The 16,581-nt window shown below is 70.4% G+C and carries 14 protein-coding genes and 1 pseudogene; 12 read left to right on the forward strand and 3 right to left on the reverse strand.

Annotated elements, in window-relative coordinates; translation table 11 throughout:
* Both pstC and H6726_01855 read right to left on the reverse strand, forming a co-directional pair.
* Positions 1-1,035, reverse strand: a complete 1,035-nt coding sequence (gene pstC / locus H6726_01850) for a phosphate ABC transporter permease subunit PstC (protein ID MCB9656364.1) — start codon at positions 1,033-1,035, stop codon at positions 1-3.
* 198 nt (positions 1,036-1,233) lie between these two features.
* Positions 1,234-2,085, reverse strand: a pseudogene (locus H6726_01855) (PstS family phosphate ABC transporter substrate-binding protein).
* Positions 2,086-2,269: 184 nt separating this feature from the next.
* Between H6726_01855 and H6726_01860 the strand changes: the two are divergent.
* From H6726_01860 to H6726_01895, 8 genes are all read left to right on the forward strand, one after another.
* The gene (locus tag H6726_01860) at positions 2,270-3,388 is read left to right on the forward strand and encodes a hypothetical protein (GenBank protein ID MCB9656365.1); all 1,119 of its coding nucleotides are present in this window, start codon (positions 2,270-2,272) and stop codon (positions 3,386-3,388) included.
* A gap of 6 nt (positions 3,389-3,394) precedes the next feature.
* On the forward strand, positions 3,395-4,279 hold the full coding sequence (locus tag H6726_01865; protein MCB9656366.1) for a hypothetical protein: 885 nt from the start codon (positions 3,395-3,397) through the stop codon (positions 4,277-4,279).
* Positions 4,276-5,640 carry a DEAD/DEAH box helicase gene (locus tag H6726_01870; GenBank protein ID MCB9656367.1) on the forward strand — a complete coding sequence of 455 codons (1,365 nt, stop codon included), beginning with the start codon at positions 4,276-4,278 and terminating at the stop codon, positions 5,638-5,640. Before H6726_01865 ends, H6726_01870 begins: the two co-directional genes overlap by 4 nt.
* Complete coding sequence (locus tag H6726_01875; protein ID MCB9656368.1) at positions 5,627-6,949, forward strand: DUF790 family protein; 1,323 nt, start codon at positions 5,627-5,629, stop codon at positions 6,947-6,949. Before H6726_01870 ends, H6726_01875 begins: the two co-directional genes overlap by 14 nt.
* 262 nt (positions 6,950-7,211) lie before the next feature.
* On the forward strand, positions 7,212-9,692 hold the full coding sequence (gene gyrB / locus H6726_01880; GenBank protein ID MCB9656369.1) for a DNA topoisomerase (ATP-hydrolyzing) subunit B: 2,481 nt from the start codon (positions 7,212-7,214) through the stop codon (positions 9,690-9,692).
* A 90-nt stretch (positions 9,693-9,782) separates the two neighbouring features.
* Positions 9,783-10,304 (forward strand): gamma carbonic anhydrase family protein, encoded by a 522-nt coding sequence (locus tag H6726_01885; GenBank protein ID MCB9656370.1) that lies wholly within the window; start codon positions 9,783-9,785, stop codon positions 10,302-10,304.
* A gap of 554 nt (positions 10,305-10,858) precedes the next feature.
* Complete coding sequence (locus H6726_01890) at positions 10,859-11,203, forward strand: hypothetical protein (protein ID MCB9656371.1); 345 nt, start codon at positions 10,859-10,861, stop codon at positions 11,201-11,203.
* An 18-nt stretch (positions 11,204-11,221) separates the two neighbouring features.
* The gene (locus H6726_01895) at positions 11,222-11,512 is read left to right on the forward strand and encodes a DUF1844 domain-containing protein (protein MCB9656372.1); all 291 of its coding nucleotides are present in this window, start codon (positions 11,222-11,224) and stop codon (positions 11,510-11,512) included.
* 15 nt (positions 11,513-11,527) lie between these two features.
* Here the strand turns inward: H6726_01895 and H6726_01900 are convergent, their stop codons facing one another.
* Complete coding sequence (locus H6726_01900) at positions 11,528-12,766, reverse strand: DUF445 family protein (protein MCB9656373.1); 1,239 nt, start codon at positions 12,764-12,766, stop codon at positions 11,528-11,530.
* A gap of 110 nt (positions 12,767-12,876) precedes the next feature.
* On the opposite strand from H6726_01900, the gene H6726_01905 reads away from it, so the two are divergent.
* Genes H6726_01905 through H6726_01920 form a run of 4 tightly spaced genes read left to right on the forward strand, consistent with a single transcriptional unit; the run spans position 12,877 to position 16,580 of the window.
* Positions 12,877-13,944 (forward strand): hypothetical protein, encoded by a 1,068-nt coding sequence (locus tag H6726_01905; protein MCB9656374.1) that lies wholly within the window; start codon positions 12,877-12,879, stop codon positions 13,942-13,944.
* Positions 13,941-15,149, forward strand: a complete 1,209-nt coding sequence (hemW, locus tag H6726_01910) for a radical SAM family heme chaperone HemW (GenBank protein ID MCB9656375.1) — start codon at positions 13,941-13,943, stop codon at positions 15,147-15,149. Before H6726_01905 ends, hemW begins: the two co-directional genes overlap by 4 nt.
* A gap of 4 nt (positions 15,150-15,153) precedes the next feature.
* Positions 15,154-15,864 (forward strand): ABC transporter ATP-binding protein, encoded by a 711-nt coding sequence (locus H6726_01915; protein MCB9656376.1) that lies wholly within the window; start codon positions 15,154-15,156, stop codon positions 15,862-15,864.
* Positions 15,861-16,580, forward strand: coding sequence for a heme exporter protein CcmB (locus H6726_01920; protein MCB9656377.1), 720 nt, complete (start codon positions 15,861-15,863; stop codon positions 16,578-16,580). Before H6726_01915 ends, H6726_01920 begins: the two co-directional genes overlap by 4 nt.
* Position 16,581 lies beyond the last annotated feature (1 nt).

The raw sequence follows: 16,581 nt of genomic DNA on the forward strand, positions 1-16,581 counted from the left end.
TCAGGTCGCCGTGAGGCGCTTCTGTAGGCGGCGGATGGCGACGTCGCCGATGACGTTCAGCACGAAGGTCACGGCGAAGAGGAGCACGCCGAGCATGAAGAGCACGCGCCAGTGAGGGTCACCCACGGCCACCTCGCCGAGCTCGGCCGCGATGGTGGCGGTCACGGTGCGCACGCTGGTGGCCAGGTTGGTGGGCTCCATCATGGCGGCGTTGCCGGAGGCCATCAGCACGATCATCGTCTCGCCGATGGCCCGCCCGAAGCCCAGCACCACCCCCGCGGCGATGCCGGGGAGCGCGGCGGGGACCACGACACGCAGCGCCACCTGATACTTGCGAGCGCCCAGGGCCAGCGCCGCCTCGGAGAGCGAGCGGGGCACGGCCTGCAACGCGTCCTCTGCGATGGTGAAGATGACGGGGACGATGGTGAGCGAGAGCGCGATGGCGGCCACCACGGCGTTGAGGCGGAAGCGGAAGCCGAACAAGTCCTGCGCCCAGGTGGCCACGACCATGAGCGCGAAGAACCCGAGCACCACCGAGGGGATGCCCGCGAGCAGCTCCACCACTGGCTTGACCACCTCACGGACGCGACGCGGCGCGTAGAGCGCGACGAAGAGCGCCGCGCCGATGCCGATGGGCACGCTCATGGCCATCGCCAGCACGGTCACCTTCAGCGCGCCGACGAAGAGCGGGATGACGTTGTACTTGGGGACGCTGCCGACGGGCTGCCAGATGTAGACGGCTTCGTCGTAGCCGTTCCACTGCCGAGCGAAGAAGAGGTCACGCAGGTTCACCTCGTGCGCGAAGTCGGCCTCCCACAGCATGGGGACCGCCTCGCGCCCGATGAACAGGAAGATGAGGACGATGGCGGCGATGGCGCTGAGCGCCATGAAGGTGATGACCTTCTCCGCCACCTTGTGCCACAGCGGCGTCTGGAAGGTGGTCCCCAATGGCGGCGCGCCGCGTCCGCTCGCACGCTCCGCCGAGGCGGTGTTGGCCTCCGAAGAGGACGCGGGCTCGGCGGTGAGTGAAGGCATGGCGGGTTCGGCTGCGCTCATGATGCGGACTCTCTTCCAGAAACGGTAGGACTACTCGGCGGCGGCCGGCTCGGCAGCGGGGGCTTCGGCGGCGGGCGCCTCCGCGGGCTCGGCGGCGGCCTCGTCGGTCGGCGCGTCTGCGGCGGGGGCTTCGGCAGCTGGCTCGGCGCTGGGGGCGGCCGCGGCGGCGCTGTCGGGGAGCGGGTAGTAGCCCACGCCCTCGACGATGGACTGGCCCGCCTCCGAGAGCACGAAGGCGATGTACTGCTGGGCCAGCCCAGTGGGCTCGCCCGCCGTGTACACATAGAGGAAGCGGCTGAGGGGGTAGGTCCCGTTCGTCGCGTTCGTCATGTTCGGCTCGATCGGCTCGCCCCCCTCGGCGGCCACACGGATGGCGCGCACCCCGGTGGCGTAGGCGATGCCGCCGTACCCGATGCCGAAGCGGTCCTGGCCCACGGCGTTGATGACCGCCGCGGTGCCGGGCAGGGTGGCGACGCTGGTGGCGAAGTCCATGTCCTCGAGCACGTGCTCCTTGAAGTACGCGTAGGTGCCCGAGTTGTTCTCGCGGCTGTACAGCACGATCTCGTGGTCCGGGCCGCCCACCTGGCTCCAGTTGGTGACGGTGCCGCGGAAGATGTCGCGGATCTGGGGGATGGTCAGCGACTGGACGGGGTTGTCGGCCTGCACGTACACGGCGAGGGCATCGAGCGCCACGCGGGTCTCGTGGGCCTCGCCGCCGCGCCGCTCGAGCACCTGAGCGCGCTCGCGGTCCTTCATGGGGCGGCTGGCGTTGGCGATGTCGGCCGTGCCGTTGATGAGCGCCGCGATGCCGGTGCCAGAGCCCCCACCCGAGACCTGCAGGGTCGCGCCCGCGTTGTTCTCCATGAAGCGCTCGGCCCAGCGCTGGGCGAGGATGACCATGGTGTCGGACCCCTTGATGGTGAGCGTGCTGGAGGCCGCCTCGGGCTCGGCCGTCTGTCCCTCCGTGTTGGACTGGGCCGCGGGGTCGTGTCGACCGCTGCAGGCCGTGAGGGCGCCCAGGGAGGTCATCGTCAGGGCCAGGGCGGCAACGGGCAGGAGGGCAGCGCCAAGCAGGGCGTTTTGGGACTTGGAGGTCGAAAAAGTCTTTTGATTTCGCATGAAAATCTTCGTTCGTGAGCTGAGCAGGATCTGACCCCAAACCTGCGGGCGAAATGCAACAGATGTGTGACAACCGCGCGACGAGCCGGGGTCAATGACCACGCTGGCGTGTCACGGGCCGCGGTTGGTAGGCTCGTTCGACATGGGGTTGTTCAAGAACCACAAGCAAGGTCTGGCCATGGCGGCGCGCACCCTGGGGCTGTCCCACGACGGGGACTACACCCTGCGGGGGGAACACCAGGGCATCCCGGTACGTGTGCACCTGTGGTCCTCGCGCTCGGACGACAGCACGAATTACTACACGACCGTCGACGCTGGGCACCCCGTCCCGCTGCGCATGAGCCTCGCCGTCACACGGCAGAACGTGGTGGGACGCTTCTTGCGGTCCGCCTTCGGCGGGCAGGACCTCCCGACCGGACACCTGCAGTTCGACGAGCAGTACCGCGTCCGCACGTTGGACCCGGAGCGCGCGGGCGTGCTGTTGGCGGACTCGGGGGTGCGTGGGGCCATGCTCGGAGCGCTGAGCGCCCGACGGAACCAGCTGAGCGTGACGGACGTCGCGAGCAGCATCACGATCAGCAACTGGTACTCGGACCCTGAGGAGCTGCGCGGCATGCTGAACACCACCTACGCGGTGGCAGACAGCATCCGGTCCGCCCGGGGGCGGGTCCCGTTGAGCGACGCGGAGCAGCGCGCCCAAGCGGCCCTGCGTGATGCCGCCACCAGCCTCGGCCTGCCGTGTGACGACGCGCGCCTCGAGGTGGCCGGGCAGCGCGGTCGACAGCACGCCGCCCTCCGCGCGCTCTACCACCCCGCAGGCAACTGGACGACCGAGTTCGAGGTACGCTTCCCCGCCTCCCTCGAGGTGGGACTGCGCCTGCTGCCCCAGGGGGGCTTCTGGAGCACGGTGGGCGAGTTCTTCGGGACGCAGGACATCGAGGTGGGACACCCGGCCTTCGACGCGAAATTCAAGGTCAAGGGCAAGCCCGAGGACAAGATCGCGGCGCTGCTGACGGGGCAGGTGGCCGACCGGATCCTGGCCCTCCACGCCGTGGCGAAGGAGCTGCACGTGGGAGACGAAGGCGTGCGCGCGACGGCCGCGGGCCTGATGGACGACGCCCCCTCGCTGACGCGCTCGATCACAGTGGTGGAGGGCCTCGCGGGCGCCATCACCGAACGGGCCTGGGGCGGCCCGAGCGCCCCCTACAGGTAGCGGCTGATGAGCGAGTGGATCGACGAAGACCTCCCTGCGTCCAAGACGCTGTCCCTCGAGTCGAGCGGGGTCCGCGTTGGCAAGAGCCTGGTGCCGTGGGGATCCGTGCTCGGCGCGCTGGCCCTGCCGGCGGACGCGCCGAAGGAGCTCTACGTGCTGGTGCCGCGCCGTCCCCCCGCGCCGCCGTGGTTCGCGGTGGGCAAGGACGCTTTGCCTGAGGAGCTGCAGCAGCTGGGCCTTTCGGGGTTGGCGCAGCGGATCGACCTCCGCGCGCGTCAGGGGACGTACCGCGACCACGCAGGCCTCGGCGCCCCTCTGCCCCCTGCCGAGCTGCTGAGCCGCGTCATCGCACGACTGGAGATCCCGGGCGCGCTCGAGGTTCCGGTGGGGCACGGACCGGGCGCAGGCTTCAACCGCTTCCTCACCGCAGCCGCCAGCAGCGCCGCCGCGGGAGCGACCGGGCTCGTGGCCGGGCTGATGGTGGCCCCTTCGCTCGCCGGGGCGTTTGCCGGCGTCAGCCTGGCGCTCGGGGCCGCCTCCCCAGCCGGGTGGCACCTGCTACAGGGGCGCATGCGGGGCAAGCCCCGCGTCCTGGTGTTGGCGCCCGACGGGTGCGTGATCGGTTTCCCCGGAGGCGTGCGGGCCTTTGGCTGGAGCGAGATCGAAGGCTTCGGCGAGACCCACGCCGCTCTTCCCGGTCGGCTGAGACCTCTCTACCCCCACCTCGAGGTCACCCTCCGCGACGCCGACGCGAGAGGCGAGGCCGAGCAAGAGGCCACCATCCGGGCGCGCCGCAAGGGGCGCCTGGCGGCGGCCTGGTTCGACGCGCCGCTGCCGCTCATCATCCGGGTGGCGGAAGCGTACCGCCTGCGTCAGACCCGCAGCGCATGATCACGCTGCGCTTCACGGGCGGCACGCTGCTGGCCCTCGGCCTGGCACGGGACGCGAGCCCACCCACGGACGCCTTCGTGTGGGACACACGCAGCGACTGCTACCGGGCGCCGGCGGTGCACTACGCCGACACGGTGCGGGCGCTCCTGCGCGCGGGCTCCGAGTACACCGACGAGGCACGCGACTACCCCGAGTTGGGCAAGACGCTGCGTGTGCACCGCGAGCCACGCTTCTACCAGCGCGAGGCGATGGAGGCCTTTGCGCGGGCGCGCAGCCGCGGGCTGGTGGTGCTGCCCACAGGCGCGGGCAAGAGCCACGTGGCGGTGATGGCCATCGCGAAGCACGCGCGCGCCACCCTCGTGGTCGCGCCCACCCTCGACCTGGTGCGGCAGTGGTACGACCTGCTACGCGCGTCCTTCGGCGGCGAGGTGGGTGTGGTGGGAGGCGGGGATCACCGGGTGCTGCCGCTGACGGTGACCACCTACGACTCGGCGCATCTGCACATGCCGCACCTGGGCGCCCGCTTCGGGATGGTCATCTACGACGAGGTGCACCACCTCCCCGGGGAGAGCTACGCGCTCGCCGCGCGCGGCTACCTCGCCCCGTTCCGGCTGGGCTTGAGCGCGACGTTGGAGCGCGCGGACGGACGCCACGCAGACCTGACCGAGCTGGTGGGCCCGGTCGTGTACCGCAAGGACATCGTCGAGCTCTCGGGAGACTTCCTGGCGGACTACGAGACCGAGAAGGTCAGCGTGGACCTCAGCCCGGACGAGCGCGCGCGCTACGACAAGGCGCGGGGCGTGTACCGGGGCTTCGTGCTGTCGCAGGGCATCCGCATGAGCTCGCCCCACGGCTGGGGGGAGTTCGTGCAGCGCTCGACCTGGTCCGACGAGGGGCAGCGCGCCATGGCCGCCTACCGCGAGCAGCGGCACATCGCGTTCGCCGCCGAGGCCAAGCTCGAGATGGTGGAGCACCTGCTGCACCGCCACCGCGCGGACCGCACGCTGCTGTTCACGCAGGACAACGCCACCGCCTACGACATCTCGCGGCGCTTCCTGGTGCCAGCCATCACGCACCAGACGCGCGTCACGGAGCGCAGCGAGATCCTCGAGGGGCTGGCCAGCGGGCGCTACCGAGCCGTGGTGACGTCGAAGGTGCTGAACGAGGGCGTGGACGTGCCGGACGCGAACGTCGCCATCATCGTGTCTGGCAGCGGGTCGGTGCGCGAGCACGTGCAGCGCCTCGGACGCGTGTTGCGCAAGGTGGGCGACAAGCGCGCCGTGCTGTACGAGCTGGTCACGGCGGACACCCACGAGACGTTCACCAGCGAACGCCGGAGGGAGCACAGTGCTTACCGCTGACATGGTGCGCGCTCGGCGCCGAGGAGACACCCTCACGCTCACCCCGTTGGTGCCGACGGGGCCCAAGGGCGAGCTGGTTCGCGCAGAGCTGATGCAGCTCGCGGAGGACACCCTGGACGCGCTGCGCGCGCACGTGGGTCACTGCCGCGACGACGTCGACGCGGCGCTGGGCGGCCTGGTGGTGCGCGCGGCACTCAAGAAGGTTGCGGCTGGGTTGGCCAAGCTCGCGCTCGACGCGTGCGAGTTCAGCGCCGACGCAGGGGATGAGGCGCGTGCGCTGCGCGCCGAGGTCTTCGGTGCGGCCGCGGCCGCGCGCATGGCGGCAACGTCCCAGCGGGACTTCTCGGTGCAGGACACCGTACGGGCAGCAGCCGAGCGCGTCGGGTGTAGCGTGGACGACTTGATGACGCGCCTCTACGCCGATCTGCGCGGCCAGCACGTGCTCTTGCGCGCGCCGGGGTTTGGCGCGGCGCGGCTGCTATCCGACTACGAGCTGGGGCAGGCTCAAGCGGTGCTCTTGCGCGCGACGTCCGTGCGCGTGGTGGTCTCCGACACGCACGCACCGACGCTGCGCTACCTGTTCCAGAAGCTCAAGTTCCACGGGCTGCTGTTCGAGATCGCGCCCCTGGCCAGCGCTGGCGCGGGTTCGGACGGGACCGCTCCCGCGCAACCGACGCGCTATGCCATCACGCTCGACGGACCGCTCAGCCTGTTCCAAGCGTCCACCAAGTATGGCCTCGCGCTCGCGCTGGTGCTACCCGCGCTGCGAGCCTGTGCGTTGTTCGAGCTCGAAGCCGACGTGCTGTGGGGACCCCAGCGCGACTCGCTGCGCTTCACCCTCCGCGGCGGGCGCGATGTGTCCCCCGATGGCGCCCGGATGGACGACGACGCCGAGCCGCCGGAGGTACGGGCGCATCGGCAAGAGCCCGCGCAGCGCCCCGAGGTGGAGGCTCTGGTGGCCTCGTTCGAGAAGCTGGACGGGCCGTGGCGCGCTGCCGCATCCGGCGAGATCCTCAACGTGCCGGGCCTGGGCGTGTGCGTGCCAGACGTCACCTTCACGCACCGCGAGAGCGGCCAACGGGTACACCTCGAGGTGCTCGGGTTCTGGAGCCGTGATGCGGTGTTTCGGCGCCTTGCGCTCATCGAGGCGGGGCTCGATGCGCCCATGATCCTCGCCGTCCCAGCGCGGTTGCGGGTGAGCGAAGCCGTACTCGACGACGAGCAGAGCGGCGCGCTGTATGTGTTCAAGAGTGTGCTCTCCCGCAAGGCCGTGCTCGAGCGGCTGGACGCGCTTCGAACACGCACCTGAAGCGCACGGCTACGCACGCCCGGGAGGGCGCGGGCACGTTTCCACCCGCGGACTTCACGACCGCCCCGGTGCGTCCCGCAGGGCCACGCAGACCGGTGTGAGTCGCCCGCCAGCGGGCGGGCGCAGGAGAGCGGCGACAAGCGAGCCAATTGCGGTGTCTTTTCAGCATGTTACAACCGCAGTCCGAGGTTGCTCGCGGCCCCGAACGGGAGTACACTCGGCCCGACTTCGCGGGCCCCTGCCCGCTCGATCCAAGGGCTCCATGGCCAACGAAGAAAACGCACCCGAGGGCGGCGCACCTGCCGCCGCTCCCAACGACTACGACCAGAACGCCATCCAGGTGCTCGAGGGCCTCGAGGCCGTGCGCAAGCGGCCGGGCATGTACATCGGCGATCCGCACGACGGAACGGGCCTGCACCACCTCGTGTGGGAGGTGGTCGACAACGCCGTGGACGAGCACCTAGCCGGGCACTGTGACCGCATCACCATGACCATCCACCCGGACGGCAGCGTCACGGTAGTGGACAACGGCCGCGGCATCCCGGTGGGCATGCACGCCAAGGGCGTCAGCGCGGCCGAGGTGGTCATGACGCAGCTGCACGCGGGCGGGAAGTTCGACAACGAGAGCTACAAGGTCTCCGCCGGTCTGCACGGCGTGGGCGTGTCGGCCGTGAACGCGGTCAGCGACTGGCTGCGCCTCGAGATCCGCCGCGAAGGCAAGGTCTGGTACCAGGAGTACAAGCGCGGCGTGCCGCAGGCGCCGATCGAGGCCATCGGCGAGAGCAAGACCACGGGGACGAAGGTGTCGTTCATCCCGGACCCGACCATCTTCTCGATGACCAACTTCAGCTTCGACACGCTGAGCAACCGTCTGCGCGAGATCTCGTTCCTCAACGCCGGCTTCGAGATCACGCTCACGGACGAGCGCCCCGAGGGCAAGACCGTGGTGCACCGCTTCGACGGCGGCATCCGCGAGTTCGTCGAGACGCTCAACAAGAACCGCACCCCGCTGCACGACGACGTCATCTACTTCAGCGCCGAAAAGGATGGCGTGATGGTGGAGATCGCCATGCAGTGGAGCGACGCCTACAGCGAGTCGATCTACCCGTACACCAACAACGTCCGCAACAAGGATGGCGGCACGCACCTCACCGGCCTGCGCACCGCCATCACGCGCGTCATCAACACGTACGGCACGGACGAGAAGCTCCTCAAGGACCTCAAGAACCCGCTCGCCGGCGAAGACGTGCGCGAGGGGCTGACCTGCATCATCAGCGTCAAGCACCCCGACCCGGCGTTCTCCTCGCAGACCAAGGACAAGCTGGTCTCGAGCGAGGTGCGCGGCATCGTCGAGAGCATCGTCGGTGACGAGTTCGCGGCATACCTGCAGGAGAACCCGCGCTCGGCCAAGCGCATCGTCGAGAAGACGGTGCTGGCCGCGCGCGCTCGCGAAGCCGCCCGCAAGGCGCGCGAGATGGTGCAGCGCAAGGGCGCGCTCGACCCCAGCAACCTCCCCGGCAAGCTGGCCGACTGCCAGAGCAAGGACCCGGTGGAGAGCGAGATCTACATCGTCGAGGGTGACTCGGCCGGTGGCTCGGCCAAGCAGGGCCGCAACCGGCGCTTCCAGGCCATCCTGCCCCTGCGCGGCAAGATCCTGAACGTGGAGCGCGCGCGCTTCGAGAAGATGCTTAGCAGCGCCGAGATCGGCACGCTCATCACCGCGCTCGGGTGCGGCGTGCGGGGCGGCGAGAACTTCGAGGTCGACAAGCTGCGCTACCACCAGGTCATCATCATGACCGACGCCGACGTGGACGGTTCGCACATCCGCACGCTGCTGCTGACCTTCTTCTACCGGCAGATGCCCGAGCTCATCGAGAAGGGCTACCTCTACATCGCGCAGCCGCCGCTCTACAAGTTCACCAAGGGCAAGAAGGTGCGCTACCTGAAGGACGATCCGGCGCTCAACGCGCACCTGATCGAGAGCGGCGCAGACAACCTGCTGGTGCGCGCCGACAGCGGCAGTGTGCCGCTCACGGGCGACCCGCTGAAGGCGCTGCTGCGCGACCTCGAGCGTTTCCGCACGCTGGTGGCCAACGCGCGTCGCCGGGCCGAAGGGGCCGTGCTGCACGCGCTGATCCGCGCCACCTCGCTCACCCCGGCTGGCCTGAAGGACCGTGAGCAGGTGGACGCCGCCGTGGCGGGTCTGCGCACCTACATCGAGACCCACCACGACGACCTCGCCCCGCTGCGCATCGACGTGCTGCGCGACGACGAGCACGAGCGCTTCGCCCTCGAAGTGACCACGCGCGCGGGCATCGCCGAGCGCCGCACCACCCTGGACTTCGACCTCCTGAGCGGCGGTGACATCGCGGAGCTGCGGCGCATCGAGGACGGCATCAAGGCCATCGGCGCGGCGCCCTACACGGCCGTCACGCTGGACAAGAGCGGGGCCGAGAGCAGCGACGCCCAGACCCTCGACACCATCGACGCGCTCTGGACGTTCATCGACGCGCGCGCACGCAAGGGCACCAGCATCCAGCGCTACAAGGGCCTGGGCGAGATGAACCCCGAGGAGCTGTGGGAGACCACCATGGACCCGGACACCCGCTCGCTGCTGCAGGTGCGCATCGACGACGCGGTGGAAGCCGAGGAGATCTTCAGCGTGCTCATGGGCGACCAAGTGGAGCCGCGCCGCGCCTTCATCGAAGACAACGCGCTCAACGTGACCAACCTGGACATCTGACCGCGCAGGCGTTCACGGCGGGCCACCCGCTGGCGCGCGCCGCTGCCATCCCGGGGCCGAGCCCCCCCTGACCCGAACGGAGCCCCCCACGTGCTGTACGACCTCGGCGATCGCCGCGTCTCCATCCTCGGCGATGTGTACGTCGCCCCCTCTGCCTCCGTCATCGGCAGCGTGGTGCTCCACCCCGACAGCAGCGTGTGGTTCGGCGCCGTCATCCGCGGCGACGCGGACATCATCACCGTCGGACCCGAGAGCAACGTGCAGGACAACGCGGTGCTGCACGCCGACCCGGGCATGCCCCTCACCCTCGGCCGCGGCGTCACGGTGGGCCACCACGCCATGGTCCACGGCTGCACCATCGGCGACTACAGCCTGATCGGCATCCACGCCGTGGTGCTCAACGGCGCCGTCATCGGCAAGAACTGCGTCATCGGCGCCAACGCCTTCGTGCCCGAGGGCAAGGTCATCCCCGACAACTCCCTCGTCATGGGCACCCCCGGCAAGGTCGTCCGCACCCTGGACGACGCCGCCGCCGCAGGCACCCGCATGTCCGCCGCCGTCTACGTCGCCAACGGCCGCCGCTACCGCGAACAGCTCGTCCCCCGGGGCTAACACGCCCGCACGCGGCCCCTCGCACGCCCCGAGCGCCGCCCCCGAGTCCCCGGACCCCAGCCGCGCCCACCCAAGCCCGATCCCCGATCCCCGATCCCCGGATCCCAGCCGCGCCCACCTGAGCCCCTTCGCGTCCAGAAGCGCATCCCGCGAGTCCCCCCGAGCCTCATTCGCGCTCACCTGAGCCCCTTCGCGTCCAGAAGCGCATCCCGCGAGTCCCCCAGCCACAGTCGCGCACGCCGAGCACCTACCGCCCGAAAGAGGATCTCCCGAGTCCCGCAGCTACAGTCGCGCACCCCGGGCACAGACGTCCGTGAGGGAGAGGGGAGCGCCGACCACGGGTGTTGGGGGGGCCCCATTGCAAGCGCCCTGGCGCGCCGCAATGGGGGAGGCACCGCAGGGAGCGCCTGCGCGACCGGGCCCGTGGCCGGCGCTCCCCTCTCCCGTTCACGATCACCTTCCCGCCCACACCACCGAACCCGGAGCGGACTGGTGAGCTCCTCGCCCCATGGGTGCATTGACAGCCGCGCGCTCCCCTCTACACTCGGCCACCTATGTCCAGCTCCGATCAGCTCCTCGACAAGCGCATCCTCGACCGCAACCTCGCCAAGGGCCTCATCACGCAGAAGGAGGTCGACAAGCACCTCGCGGGGTTGGCCGACAACAGCGCCAACGCGGAGTACCTGGACCCGGCCGCGAGCCTGGCCGAGGAGCTCGAGGCCATCGAGGGCGCGCTGAGCAAGCAGGCCGCGCACAAGAGCAGCGCGAGCCCCGCCGCGAGCGCCAGCCGGAGCACCGACGACGACGACAGCGACGACGACGACCTCGATGACGATGACGACGACGCGCTGGACGACGACGATGATGACGACGCGGACGACGAGGCCAACGAGGCCTGAGCTCGCGCGAGGGACACCATGAGCGACGAAGACACGGTCGAGCACGACACAGAAGAACAGAGCGCTCCGGCGATCGACTTCAACACGTTCGTGCTGTCGCTGAGCGCATCGGCGCTGGTGGACCTGGGCGCCATCGAGGTGGCGGGCAAGAAGGCGGAGAAGAACCTGCCGCTCGCCCGCCACACCATCGACTGCCTGGTGCTGCTGGAGCAAAAGACGGCGGGCAACCTCACGGGCGAAGAGGAGCGGCTGCTCAGCCAGCTGCTCGACGACCTGCGCGCCAAGTACCGCGCCGCCGGCGGACAGTAGCCGCGCGGCCTGGGGTCAGCCCCCGAGCAGGTGCAGCAAGCCGCCGAGCCCGGCGCCCACCGCCACACCCATGAGCGTACCGGACAAGCGGATCATCTCCAGCTGACGCCGGGTCTGCCACTCCAACATCGCGCGGAAGTCGCTGGCGGGCTGCTCCTTCAGCGACTCGCGCACCGCGTTGCCGACTCCGTCGCTGACGCTCTGGTCGATGCGCTCCACCAGCAGGTTGCGAACGCTCACGGCGATCTCGTAGTCCTTGAGCGTGGGCATGCGGCGCAGCTCGTCGCGTTGCGCCTCGATCCAGGCCGTGACGGCCGTGACCACGACCGGACGCGCGCGCTCCAGCAACGCAGCGATGGCGTTGCGGCGCTCGAGCTCGGTCAGCGCGTCCCACGCGTGCAGGTACGCGGCCACGCCCGTGCTCAGCAGGAAGTCCGTACGCTTCTCGAGCGCCTTGACCAAGACGTTGTCGGCGCTGGGCAACGAGTCGTCCCGGAACTGGACGGCCGCCTCCTTCAGCTCCTGCACGATGCGCTCCTTCTTCGCGATGCCCAGCGAGCGGAAGATGCCGACGTACTGCTTGAGGGCCGCGTCGATGACCTCGGCCGACTCGGGTTGGTCCAGCACCACGAGCACTGCCTCGGCCAGACACGTCCGGAACACCGGCTCCATGCGCGCGTCGCGCGTCACGTCGTCGACGCGTGTGGTGCCGAAGTCTCCCAGCTCGAACGCGACCGCCTCGGGTACGATGCGCTTCTCGATGGAGGCGACGACCCCCTCGACCTTGGCGACCAGCTCGTCCCGCGAGCCGAGCTCCTTGTCCAGGCGCGCGTAGAGCGCGTCGCGCGTGGCGGGGCTGTCGAGCACCGCGTCCACCTGCTTGCGGATGACGTGCTCGCTGAGCAGCTCGTCGCGGACCCAATCGCCGATTCCGTCCGCCACGTCGTCGCGATGGAGCTCGACGGTGCGGTAGGTCTTCACCACGGCGAACCAGTCACACAGGCCCCCCACCAACGCCCCCTCGAGGCCGTGGAGCAGTACCGCGACCCACAGCGCGTGGGGCAGGACACCGTGACCCTGCAAGAGCGCGACCGTGACGCACGCGATGGCCGCCAACACGAGCAGACCCGTTGCCAAGCGCCAACGCGCCAGGTACGGCGGCTCGCCCTTGCGCGCAGGGGCACCGCCGGCGCCCGTGCTGGCGGCAGGCGAACCGGCGGCGGGCGCCTGGGGGATGGGGGCGTCAGTCGTCATACAGCGTCCTGGCCGCGAGGCCACTGCGAGCATGACAGAAAACAGGCCCGAAGCGAGCGTGGCGGGCGCGGACACAATGCGCCAAGCTGCGGCTCGGTGAGCCTCCCCACATGACCTTCGCGCAGCCCCGCCCCCCCATCGCGCTCGACGCCATCCTCGATGACCCGAGCGACGTCCACACGCTCGTGCGCGCGGGTTCCCCGTACTGGTCGGTGCAGCGCTACGTCGAGAACCTGGACCAGCTGCGCGCGCTGTCGGAGGCTGGCCAGGACGAAGCGAGCCACGACGAAGACGCGGAGCGCTCCGACTCGGTCCTGGCCGTGGCGAAGAAGCCAATGCTCGTGGCGCCCTGGTTCCGCGGCGATTGGTGCGTGCCGGGGCAGCCCTCCGTGCCTGGCGTGGCACGCTTCCTCGAGCACCCCGCGCTCATCGACGCCGCGCGGCGCTTGATGGACGCCGCCGTGGTGCGCCCCGAACACGTATACGTGAACCTCAACCCGCCGCTCCCCAAGGTGGACCCCGGCCACGTAGATGTGCCCTGCTTTCGCGGCGCCACGCGTGGTCGCCTGCCCGTGTGGCTGCTGCAGGTCATGCACAAGTCCGAGCTGTTCACGCGCTGGTACGTGCCCACCGCCACGGCCGTGACGTGGTTCTACAGCGGCGTGGGCGGTGGCTTCACGTATTGGCCCGACGGCCCGGACGCGGCGCCGCGCTCGCGCCCGTGCATGAGCAACACCGCGCTGATGGGCGACAACGACTACATGTTCCACGCGGTGGAGGCCATCGGGGGGAACGACCGCGAGGTCCCGATGGGCCTCAGCCTCGACGCCACGCTGCGCGCCACGGACGACGGCTACGTGCTGGAGGACCGTGGACGCGATGCCACCGGGGCGCTCACGGACGAGGTCGTGGAGCGCAAGCGGTATCGGCGCGACGAAGTGCGGCTGAGCGTCTCGTGGAAGGCCCTCTGCTTCGCGACGGAGCGCGACGCGGTGCGCTATGACACAGGGGAAGAGGCGCTCGACGACGGCCAAATCCTCGACACCTTCGTGGGCGACCTCCGCGCCCGCGGGCTGAGCTTCGAGACGCCCCCGGACCTGCACTCGAGCGCCGCGTTCACGGCGCTGCTGACGCGTACCTACCGACGCGCTCCCACGGTGTTCGCCGTCCGGTCATGAGCGCGCTTGCTGCGACCGCGAATCACGCAACGCGTGACGACGCCTCCCCCCGCGAGACGTCCGTCTACGTCCACTTCCCCTACTGCGCGCGGAAGTGCCCCTACTGCGACTTCGCCACGCGCGGCGTGCCCGCCCACAGCATCCCGCACCGCGAGTATGCAGACGCCGTGCTGAGCGAGCTCCGCGCGCGCGCGGAGCAGCTGGGCCCGCGCACGCTGCGCTCCGTGTTCTTCGGCGGGGGCACGCCTTCGCTGTGGGAGACCACCGAGCTCGCTCGCGTGTTGCGCGGCATCCTGTCCGCCTTCCCAGAGCACTGCGAGGGGCTCGAGGTGACGGTCGAGTGCAACCCCAACAGCTTCGATGACGCGAAGGCGGCGGGGCTGGCCGAGGCGGGTGTCAACCGCGTGTCCCTCGGCGTGCAGTCCGTCGATGACGCGCGCCTGCGTTTCCTCGGGCGGCTGCACGACGCCGAGCAGGCGCTTGCCGCGGTGCGCACGGCGGCGCGACACATCCCCCGGGTCAGCGCCGACCTCATGTTCGGCATGCCCGACCAGGAGAGCGGGGCCCTGCGCGCAGAGGTCGCGCGGGTGCTGGACCTCGGGGTGCGCCACGTCTCGTGCTACGCGCTCACCATCGAGCCCGACACGCACTTCGGCGCGCTGCACCGAGAGGGCAAGCTGCGCGTGGCGAGCGAGGATCATTACGCGGACATGTTCGCGGCGGCGGAGCAGGCCTTCGCGGGGCAGGGGCTCCTGCACTACGAGGTCAGCAACTACGCGGTGCCCGGCGAGGAGAGCCAACACAACCTGCACTACTGGCGCGCGGGCGACTACCTGGGCCTTGGCGCAGCGGCGGTGGGCTGCCTGAGCGGCGGCCCGGGGAGCGCCTATCGCTACCGCAACCAGCCCGATGGTCACGCCTACGTGCAGACGTTCCACGATGGCGCGGAGGCACGCGAGGCGGAGCGCGAAGCGCTCGACGGCCAGACGCTGCTGCGCGAGGCGTTGATGCTGGGGCTGCGCACCGCCGAGGGGGTGGACGTGGCGCACGCCGAGCAGCGCGCCGGGCTACCGCTCGAGACGGGCCGGGGCCCCGCGCTGCGCACCGCCCTCGCGCGCGGCCAGGTCGTGCTAGACGGAGGGAGGCTGCGCGTTCCTCACGAGCAATGGCTCGCGCTGGACGGTATCGTCGCGTCACTCTTCTAGCCCCATGACCGCGCCCTCCCCCAGCACCGCGCCGCACACCGCCATGCGCACCACCGACATGCCGCTCGACGCGGTGTGCACGGAGAAGCTCACCAAGCTGTACGGCACGACGCGCGCGCTGCTGGACCTCGACGCGCGCTTCGAGCCCGGCGAGGTGACCGTCGTCTCTGGCCCCAACGGCTCGGGGAAGAGCACGCTGCTCTCGCTGCTGGCGCAGACCGCGCGGCCGACCAGCGGCCACATCCGCTACGACGCGCGCCTCTACGACGACGCCACCTTGCGCGCCGCCGTGGGCCTCGTGGCGCACGACGCGCTGCTCTACCCGGACCTGACGGGCGTCGAGAACCTCACGCTCTACGCCGCGCTCTACAGCGTGCGCAACGCACCCTCCCGCGTGGAGGAGCTGCGCGAGCGCTTCGGGGTGGGCCGCTTTGGCGAGCGACCGGTCCGCACCTACTCGCGTGGGCAGCTGCAGCGTGTGGCGCTGTGCCGGGCCCTGCTGCACGCGCCGCGCATCCTGCTGCTGGACGAGCCCACCAACGGGCTGGACGCGGACTCGATCGAGCGACTGGCCGACGCCATCGCGGCCGAGCGCGCGCGCTCGGTGGTGCAGGTGCTGGTCACCCATGACAGCGCGTTTGCCGAGCGCGTGGGGGACACACACATCGCGCTGCGAGCCGGGCGGCGCCTCCCCACGAGCGAGGCTACGTCGTGAGCGTCGACACATCCGGCAAGCGACGCCCGCCAAAACGCCTGGGTCTGCTGCGAGGCGCACAGCTGATCGCATCGAAGGACCTCCGCATCGAGGCCCGCACTCGCGAGGTGACCGCCACCACCGGGCTGTTCGCGCTGCTCGTGGTGGTCATGGCCGCGCTCTCGTTCTACCTGACCCAAGACCTGGCCCGGCAGATCGCCCCCGGCGTGCTGTTCGTCTCGCTGAGCTTCGCGGGCGTGCTGGGGATGGGCCGCAGCTGGGCGCGGGAGCGCGAGCTGGGCGCCCTGCGTGGACTGCTCATGAGCCCCATCCCACGCGCGTCCATCTACCTGGGCAAGCTCGCGTCCACCATGGTGTTCCTGGGGCTCATCGCGCTGCTCCTGCTCCCCATCGTGGGGCTCTTCTTCCACCTCGAGCCCGACGTGACCCTGCTCGTGGTTCTGGGCATTACGCTGCTCACCTGCTTCGGCTTTGCGGCCGCAGGCACGCTGTTCGCGGCGCTGACGGTGCAGACCCGCGCGCGCGACCTGATGCTCAGCGTGGTCGTGTTCCCGCTGGTGACGCCCACGCTCCTGGCCGGAGTGCTGGGCGCGCGGGAGGTCCTTGGGGGCGCCCCGCTGACCGAGGCGCTCGACTGGCTATTGTTGCTTGGCGCGTGCGACCTGCTGTTCCTCGCCGCAGGAGTGCTGTTGTTCGACACGCTGCTCTCGGAGTGAC

It is taken from the genome of Sandaracinaceae bacterium (assembly GCA_020633055.1).
Classification (GTDB): Bacteria; Myxococcota_A; Polyangia; order Polyangiales; family Houyiibacteriaceae; genus JADJJE01.

Bases quoted from the DNA above. Each gene is read 5' to 3' on its own strand.
- pstC (MCB9656364.1), bottom strand. From the start codon at position 1,035: ATGCCTTCACTCACCGCCGAGCCCGCGTCCTCTTCGGAGGCCAACACC.
- H6726_01860 (MCB9656365.1), top strand. From the start codon at position 2,270: ATGACCACGCTGGCGTGTCACGGGCCGCGGTTGGTAGGCTCGTTCGAC.
- H6726_01865 (MCB9656366.1), top strand. From the start codon at position 3,395: ATGAGCGAGTGGATCGACGAAGACCTCCCTGCGTCCAAGACGCTGTCC.
- H6726_01870 (MCB9656367.1), top strand. From the start codon at position 4,276: ATGATCACGCTGCGCTTCACGGGCGGCACGCTGCTGGCCCTCGGCCTG.
- gyrB (MCB9656369.1), top strand. From the start codon at position 7,212: ATGGCCAACGAAGAAAACGCACCCGAGGGCGGCGCACCTGCCGCCGCT.
- H6726_01890 (MCB9656371.1), top strand. From the start codon at position 10,859: ATGTCCAGCTCCGATCAGCTCCTCGACAAGCGCATCCTCGACCGCAAC.
- H6726_01895 (MCB9656372.1), top strand. From the start codon at position 11,222: ATGAGCGACGAAGACACGGTCGAGCACGACACAGAAGAACAGAGCGCT.
- H6726_01900 (MCB9656373.1), bottom strand. From the start codon at position 12,766: ATGACGACTGACGCCCCCATCCCCCAGGCGCCCGCCGCCGGTTCGCCT.
- H6726_01905 (MCB9656374.1), top strand. From the start codon at position 12,877: ATGACCTTCGCGCAGCCCCGCCCCCCCATCGCGCTCGACGCCATCCTC.
- hemW (MCB9656375.1), top strand. From the start codon at position 13,941: ATGAGCGCGCTTGCTGCGACCGCGAATCACGCAACGCGTGACGACGCC.
- H6726_01915 (MCB9656376.1), top strand. From the start codon at position 15,154: ATGACCGCGCCCTCCCCCAGCACCGCGCCGCACACCGCCATGCGCACC.